Annotated in this window: 10 protein-coding genes; all 10 read right to left on the reverse strand. The window is 64.6% G+C overall.

Annotated features, from left to right (window positions below):
• Nucleotides 1-2: 2 nt before the first annotated feature.
• The 10 genes from NKJ55_RS31985 to NKJ55_RS32030 all read right to left on the reverse strand — a co-directional run bounded on the left by NKJ55_RS31985 (nucleotide 3) and on the right by NKJ55_RS32030 (nucleotide 6,491).
• A complete protein-coding gene (locus NKJ55_RS31985; protein ID WP_352453372.1) occupies nucleotides 3-323 on the reverse strand; it encodes a hypothetical protein in 321 nt (106 codons plus the stop codon).
• Nucleotides 310-600 carry a hypothetical protein gene (locus NKJ55_RS31990; RefSeq protein WP_352453373.1) on the reverse strand — a complete coding sequence of 97 codons (291 nt, stop codon included), beginning with the start codon at nucleotides 598-600 and terminating at the stop codon, nucleotides 310-312. Before NKJ55_RS31990 ends, NKJ55_RS31985 begins: the two co-directional genes overlap by 14 nt.
• Entirely contained in the window at nucleotides 597-917 is a 321-nt protein-coding gene (locus tag NKJ55_RS31995; RefSeq protein WP_352453374.1) for a hypothetical protein, read from the reverse strand. The genes NKJ55_RS31990 and NKJ55_RS31995 overlap by 4 nt, the downstream gene beginning before the upstream one ends.
• A 2-nt stretch (nucleotides 918-919) precedes the next feature.
• Complete coding sequence (locus NKJ55_RS32000) at nucleotides 920-1,309, reverse strand: transcriptional regulator (RefSeq protein ID WP_352453375.1); 390 nt, start codon at nucleotides 1,307-1,309, stop codon at nucleotides 920-922.
• Nucleotides 1,306-1,905: a hypothetical protein gene (locus NKJ55_RS32005; protein WP_352453376.1), complete on the reverse strand. Its 600-nt coding sequence runs from the start codon at nucleotides 1,903-1,905 to the stop codon at nucleotides 1,306-1,308. The genes NKJ55_RS32000 and NKJ55_RS32005 overlap by 4 nt, the downstream gene beginning before the upstream one ends.
• Nucleotides 1,902-2,648 (reverse strand): AAA family ATPase, encoded by a 747-nt coding sequence (locus NKJ55_RS32010; RefSeq protein ID WP_352453377.1) that lies wholly within the window; start codon nucleotides 2,646-2,648, stop codon nucleotides 1,902-1,904. The genes NKJ55_RS32005 and NKJ55_RS32010 overlap by 4 nt, the downstream gene beginning before the upstream one ends.
• Nucleotides 2,649-2,727: 79 nt before the next feature.
• Nucleotides 2,728-4,977, reverse strand: a complete 2,250-nt coding sequence (locus tag NKJ55_RS32015; RefSeq protein WP_352453378.1) for a DDE-type integrase/transposase/recombinase — start codon at nucleotides 4,975-4,977, stop codon at nucleotides 2,728-2,730.
• A complete protein-coding gene (locus NKJ55_RS32020; protein ID WP_352453379.1) occupies nucleotides 4,974-5,255 on the reverse strand; it encodes a hypothetical protein in 282 nt (93 codons plus the stop codon). The genes NKJ55_RS32015 and NKJ55_RS32020 overlap by 4 nt, the downstream gene beginning before the upstream one ends.
• Entirely contained in the window at nucleotides 5,252-6,286 is a 1,035-nt protein-coding gene (locus NKJ55_RS32025; RefSeq protein WP_352453380.1) for a phage Gp37/Gp68 family protein, read from the reverse strand. The genes NKJ55_RS32020 and NKJ55_RS32025 overlap by 4 nt, the downstream gene beginning before the upstream one ends.
• Nucleotides 6,279-6,491, reverse strand: a complete 213-nt coding sequence (locus NKJ55_RS32030) for a hypothetical protein (RefSeq protein ID WP_352453381.1) — start codon at nucleotides 6,489-6,491, stop codon at nucleotides 6,279-6,281. Before NKJ55_RS32030 ends, NKJ55_RS32025 begins: the two co-directional genes overlap by 8 nt.
• Nucleotides 6,492-6,620: the final 129 nt, after the last annotated feature.

Consider the following 6,620-nt stretch of genomic DNA (forward strand, 5'->3'; position numbering starts at 1 on the left):
GATCATTCTCCTGTTGGGCGGTGGTAGGGGATAGGGCTCGGCATGAAGGCGAGCAGGTCGCGGACGTTGGCCAGCTGGTGTGCGACATGCTGCTGATGTTCGACGCCGGCCAAGCTGGCCCAAGCGCCCTGGTCGAGAGCTGAGATCAGGAGCCTGGTCTCCAGCGCGATCGCCCACAGGCCTTCGGTGGCCATCGCAAGGGCAAGCACCTCGGCCGTGGTGGCCCGGACACCGTTGCGCTCGGGGTCGGCGACAATGCGGCCGCACAGGTCGATCATGTCGAGCTTGGCGACGGCGGCCAGCAGCGCTTCACTTGCGGGCATTTTTTTGCCTTTCCAGTTCCTTCTTGAGGCGGAGGGCCGACCGTTCCAGCGCCTTGCGCGCCGGGATTTCACCGGGCGAGAACTTTGCCTGCAGCAGGCGATCAACGGCGGCACCGACTTCCTTGCATGCTGCCATCATCTTGCGGTCAGGTGCGTTCGGGTCGGGCTGGCGCCTAGGCGCCGTCGCCTGGATCTCTTCGACGACAATTTGCAGCACTCGGCCCATAGCCTTCATGGCAAGGTCGGTTGTGACGATCTTGTCCAACGGGTGACTCATGCCCGATCTCTCGGCCGGCCGTCCGAAAACGGCCGCGGGATGACCGGGAACAGCCGCACATTCGACCCCGGCCGGCACGCCGCTGCGGCGATGCGGTCGGCCTCGGCCTCGCGTTCTGCCTGCGCCTGGTCATTCCAGACCTTGCAGCTCAACCGATTCTCAATGTCGCGGGCTTTGCCGCGAAGTTCCTTGATGCACTCGCAGAGAACACGAGCGTCTTCGGGATCGAGGATGCGGGGCTCGTGCTGGTAGTCGGAAATCAGATCGCGCAGTTCGGACAGGCCGTCCGAAAGCGCCAAAGACATTCTTTCGCCCATGGCTATTTTCTCCTTTGGGGGCAGGTTTTGCAGGCGTGGAAAAGCTGGGCGCGGTGCCGCGAGGTGGCGCGGAACGGCTCCTTCTGTTCGGTCAGGCAGCGGTCGCGGCCGATCTCGCCGAGCACCGGACATTCGACGGTGGCGGCCATCAGGGCGCCGCGCACCATCTGCTCGACGCGAGCGACATCGCCGAGATACTTGCCGCTGATGATCGTCGAGACGGCGGAGCGGCTGTAGCCGATGCGCTGGCCGGCGACGCCGAGGTCACTGGCATCGGCAAGCCGGGCCAGCTCGTCCAGCCAGTCGGGCAGCGGCGAGCCGTGCGCATCGATGGCCTTTTGGACAAACGACTTGCCGTCCGGCCGGCTGTGCTTGACGGGTCCCCGGTTCATGGCTTCGCCTCGCTTGCGACGGGACGGCCGATGACCGTTTTGCTGTTCGGATCGAACACCATTTTTGTGGCGAGGATCTTCGGTGCCTGCAGGCCGAGATTGTGCACAAGCCGATAGCGCCCTGGGCTGCCGGCCACGACGCCAGCGGTAGACAGCGCATAGAGATAGGCTTCCACGGTCCGCCGAGGCACGTCAGGGCAATCTTCTGCCATGTCGGCAAGGCTGAACACCTTGGCCATCTTGATCGCGCGCCAGACCTGCTCGATGGCTGTCTCGGGCGGGGTCTTGCCGTCCGGCGTCAGCCGCGGTGCTACGAGAGGCCGTTTGGCCAGGCGATAGACGACGGTGGCCGGGAGATTGGCACCGCCGCCATGGCTGGCGGTCTTCTGCTCGACGACCTGGGCGATGCCCGCGAGCCGAAGCTTGCGGATATATCTGCCGACCGCCTGCGTCTTGACGTTCGTCCGATCGCAGATCTGCCGCACCGTCCAGGGACCGACGAGATCGAGATCGCGGACGATCGACCAATAGCCGGCCTCGCCGCGCGGCACTGCGATGCTGATCTGCACGATATCGAGGATTGATCGTCCGCTCATGCGAACTTCCTCGGGGTGAATTTAGGGGCGCTGAAGATCGCGTTGGCGCCGCCAAACGCGGCGAGGTCGACTCTCTTGATGCCGAGGAGTTGGCCGGCTTCGACCACCTTGGTGAGGTTGACGGCGATGCGACGCGTGTTGCCCCTGGTCTTGTCGAGAATGGCGGCTGCCAAATCGTCTGTGATCTCGATGCCGGGGCAGCGATTGGCAGCCAGCAGGCCAAAATCCTCGGCGTCGCAGGGCACGGCCGACAGCCACTCGAGCACGCGGTTATGCACCCGCTCGAACTCTTCCAGGTGTTTTGGCAGCATCTCCTCGCCGATCATGACAACCGGGGCCCCGGACTTGTCCGAGAGCTCACGCAGCAGGTCGACAAAACGCTTTTTGGCGATGAAATGCGCCTCATCGATGATGAGCGGCCGGCGCGGGTCGGCCACCAGCAGCATAATGGCGTTGGTTTTCAGATCCTCGATCGAGCCGCGCGGGCGCGTTTCGCCCAGCTCGATCAGAATCTGCATGAGCAGCGAGCGCGCCGAGGTGAACTGGCCACATTCGACATAGGCCGCCCGATATTTGTTGGCGCCATAGATGCCGGATTTCGTCTTGCCCCAGCCGGACGGGCCGGAGAAGACGGCGAGACCGGGATCGTCGGGATTGCGATCGACCATCTTTGCGAGCAGGGTCGAAAAGGCGGCAACGTTCTTCAGCGGTGCCGGCCGGTTGACTTTGAGCATTTCTGTCATCATTTTCCTCGTTGTGCTGTGCCGCTTCGGCGGCTGTTCTTGCGGAGAGCCCGGTTTGCAGACCGGGCTTTTCCGTTACTCAGGACAGGTACGCTTCACCGAAATCCTCATGCATCGACTGATGGGCCTTGAACTCGGCCGACAGCTCATAGCCGCCGAGCCAGACCGCGTCGGCGGCCGGCAGCGTGTTGGTGTCGAGCTGCTTGCGAAAGCCGACCGCGCGCCGATAGCGCTCCTTCGGGGTCTCCGGCAGCGCGACGACGTTCTCGTCTTTCGGCAGATGGGCCGTGCGCGCCGCCTCAATCTCGGCCTGCCGGCGCTTCATCATTGCGTCGGTCTCGGCAAAGAGGCGTTGCTCGTCCTCGGCCTGCATTTCGTCGATCAGCCGGCGATGGGCGGCAGCGGCGGCCGTGTCGAGCGGCTGGCTGGGATTGAGCCGCTCGCCGAGCGCCTCGATCGCCGCAGCGATCTGCGGTGTCGAATGCGCCTGGTCGCGCTTTGGCAGCGGAATCACGTTCGGCGCGTCACGGCGCGCGACTTCCAGGGCGCGCTCGATCAGCGGCGCGCCTTTGGCGATCTTCTTCATGTCCGCCTTTAAGTCGCGGGTCAGTTCACTGACCAGCTCGCTGCGGATCTCCTTGGCGGCGCGCACCAAAGTCTCGGGATGGATGCCCGAAAGCTCGGGGCAGATCGCGTCGCCGAGGAACTCGGCGCCGTCCTGGGCGAAGGCATAGGCGCGACCGGCATCATTCGGGTCCTGCCGCACGAACACGGCGGTGCCGGGTAGGATGGTTGGCGTCATGTAATGATAGCCGTCGATGCGGATGCCGAGCTTGGTCACGATGCGCTGGCCATCGGAGCCGGCGACCGGCATCAGCAGCAGGTCCAGGGCGCGCTCGTCGACCTTGCGCGGTTGCTTTGTCGAGGCGAGCGCTGTGGCGAAGGGCGTGGCGTTCTTCAGGCCGGCATGCGGCCGGTGCTGATAGACGGTGGTTGCCCAATCATCGACGTGCTTCTGCAGCTGCGGGCCGGTGAGCGTGACGCCAAAGACTTCGGCGTCGCTCTCGCCTAGACGTTGCGCAAAGCTCTTGCGGCTTTCGATCGCCTTGCGGTCGGTGACCGAATGGCCGACAAAGCCCGGCAGCAGCGGCCCGACGTCGTGCTGGAACGTCTTGATGACGCGCTCGACATGGCCCTTTTGCTCGGGCGAGTAGGCGTCCGACGTTTCGGCCTCGATGCCGAGCGAGACGAACAGCCTTTGCGTGTCCTGGGCGACGAAGTCGGAGCCGTTGTCGGTCTTGACAACATCGGGCACGCCCCACGCGATGATCGCCTTCCGGATGAGCAGTGCGACGGCTGAGGCGCGTGGCGTCCGCGACAGCAGCCAGATGCTACGGCGGGTGGCGATGTCGATGCAGGCATAAACGGAATGCCGGCCGTCCGTGCAGAGCGCATCGACCGGCGAGGCGTCGATCTGCCAGAGCTGGTTCGGCTCTGTGATGTGGCGCAGCATGCCTACGCCGGCGGGCGCCATGTGCGAGCGATAGCGGTCGGGGTTGGTAAGCTTGATCAGCTCGACCTTGTGGCTTTCCTTCAGGCCCTTCAGCGCATGCTGGAAGGTGCGGACGGGCGGCATCGGAATGACCGTTTCAACGCCCTTTGAAACCACCTTCAATTCGTCGCCGAACTCCGACCGGCAGAGGGTACGGACATGGTGGCCGGACAGATGTGGCTGCTGCGCGATCAGCGCCAGCATGAAGGCGCTGACCGCACCGCCATTTGCGGTTTCGAGGATGCCGGTGCCCTTGCGCGCCTGGGCTGGATCATGGCCGAGCGCGTTGACCTTGCCGTCGCGTTTTTGCGACTGCCAGCGGGCGAGCGAGCGCTTCGACAGGGTCGGCACGATCTCTTGCACCCACTCGTCGATGTTGAGGGAGCCGACATTATATCGATCAGTGAACACCTGGACGCGGGTGGCATAGCCGAGCTGCATGCCGCGCGAAAATTTCTCGAAGGCGGCTACGATCGCCAACCGGGCATCACGCTCCTTCTGCGCCCGCGCGGTCAGGCTGGTATCGGGCGCCGCTATGACCGGCGTGACCGGCCGTTCGATGACGAGGTGCTTCTGCTGGTAGGCCACCTGGGCGAGCACCGGGAACAACGAGACATGATATTCGGTAGCGCCGCCCCGACCGGCGCGTTGGCGGGCCTGTGTGGCGCGCTCGTCCCAGCCTTCACGCTCAGCCATCAACTGGACGCCGCGTTCGCTCCACGGCATGTCCGGCAAGGCCTCGGCGGCGATCTCGCGGGCGGTCAGGCAGTCTTTCATGCGGCCACCTCGGCACCCATGCGCCGCAGCATCCTGCGCACGAGGTAGCGGCCCTCAGCGGTCAGCTCCAGCTGGCCGGTCAAGCCGCCGCCACGGTATTTCAGGCGACCGCTCAGCAATCCGGCCTTGAGTGCGTCCTTCGTGACGGAGGGCGCGTGCGCTACGGCAAGGTAGAAGTCCGTTGGCTGGCAGAGATCATCCTTCCACCACAACCACACGAGGTTGTTGATGATGTCGGGGCGGAACTGTTCGAGAAGACCGAGGCGCGCTTCGATCATGACAGCACCGCCGGGAATTCGTCATGGGTGCGGCCGTCGAGCATGCGGCCGGCGTCGCCCTTCTTCATCCGCAGCAGCGTTGTGCCGTCGCTCTGATGCTCGAACGAATGGCCAAGGAACTTGGCAAGCCAGGCGGCGTCGCCGAAATTGAGCGGTACCGGCGGAATCCAAGTCTTGCCGTCGCGCACGATCCAGGCGGCGCCCGCTTCTGTTGCTGCCGCGATGCGACTGGCGACCTGGTCGGCATCGATCAGGCAGCCCCACTGTTTGAACAGGTAGGGAATGCCGTTCGCCGCACCGAAATCGCGGGTTGCACGGTGCCAGTCAGGATGATGCGGGCGAGCGCTTTTGCCGTTCGCATCGCTCTCGCCGCCTGACACGATCCAGTCGAGGAACTCCCAGCCGGTCCAGTCGACCGGGCCAAGGGCGGGCTCGTAGCTGACCCACGTTTTCCAGCCCATTTCCGAGAGCCGGCGCATGCTTTCGCGGCGTTCGTCGGCGTGAGCTTGGTCTTCAACCGAGACCCCGAGCCAGATGTTGGGCGACGGAAACGCCATGCCGTCGAAACTCGGCCAGGGCGATGGCGGCATCGCATCAGCGAAGCGCTTCACTGTGTTTCGGAAGGGCTCCTGCTCGACACGGGCCAGATAGTCGCGCATCCGATCGGGTCGCTTCGTCAGTACCTGGAAGGCGTGTTGCGGCGCCATCGACATGACGGCAAAAACTCTATCGATCCATACGTCCGGCACAGCCTCGTAGAACAGGTCCGCGTGTGCGCAGACGAAGATCATGCGCGGCTTGGCCCAATGCAGCGGCTGGGTCAGCCACTGTTCGTTGAACCGAACCTTGCCCGTCCACACCGGGCCATTCTTGGTGTCGACGGTGAGGCCTTCGCGGCTCGGATGATGTTTCAGCCGAGTGCCGGCGAGCTTCATCGCGTAGCAGAACTTGCAGCCGGGCGATTTGACCTGGCAGCCGGTGATCGGGTTCCAGGTCGCGTCCGTCCATTCGATGTTTGTGCCGTCAGCCATTGGATGCAGCCTCGCTTGCCTTCACGCGGTCGTGCTCGCTGGTCAGCCAGTCGATCGCCGCGTGCATGGTCGAGAACTTGGCGCTGTTGGCTTCGCTGACGGAAATCCGGTGGATCGAATAGGCGACCCATCGTTCCGCGCGCTTGTTGCCGGCGAATTTGGCGATCGTGCCAAGGCGAACGCCGTCGATGACGATGCCCGTCATGCTCGTGCCTGTTGGTTGGCGCCCGCCCCGGGAGTGGGGGGGGGGCGGGTGGGCGGGGGGGGGTGGGGGGTCGGCGCGGGGGGTTTTAGGGGGGGGGTGGGGTGCTGCGGTGTGTTTTTAAAAAATACG

The organism is Mesorhizobium sp. M0106 (assembly GCF_040322715.1).
GTDB lineage: Bacteria > Pseudomonadota > Alphaproteobacteria > Rhizobiales > Rhizobiaceae > Mesorhizobium.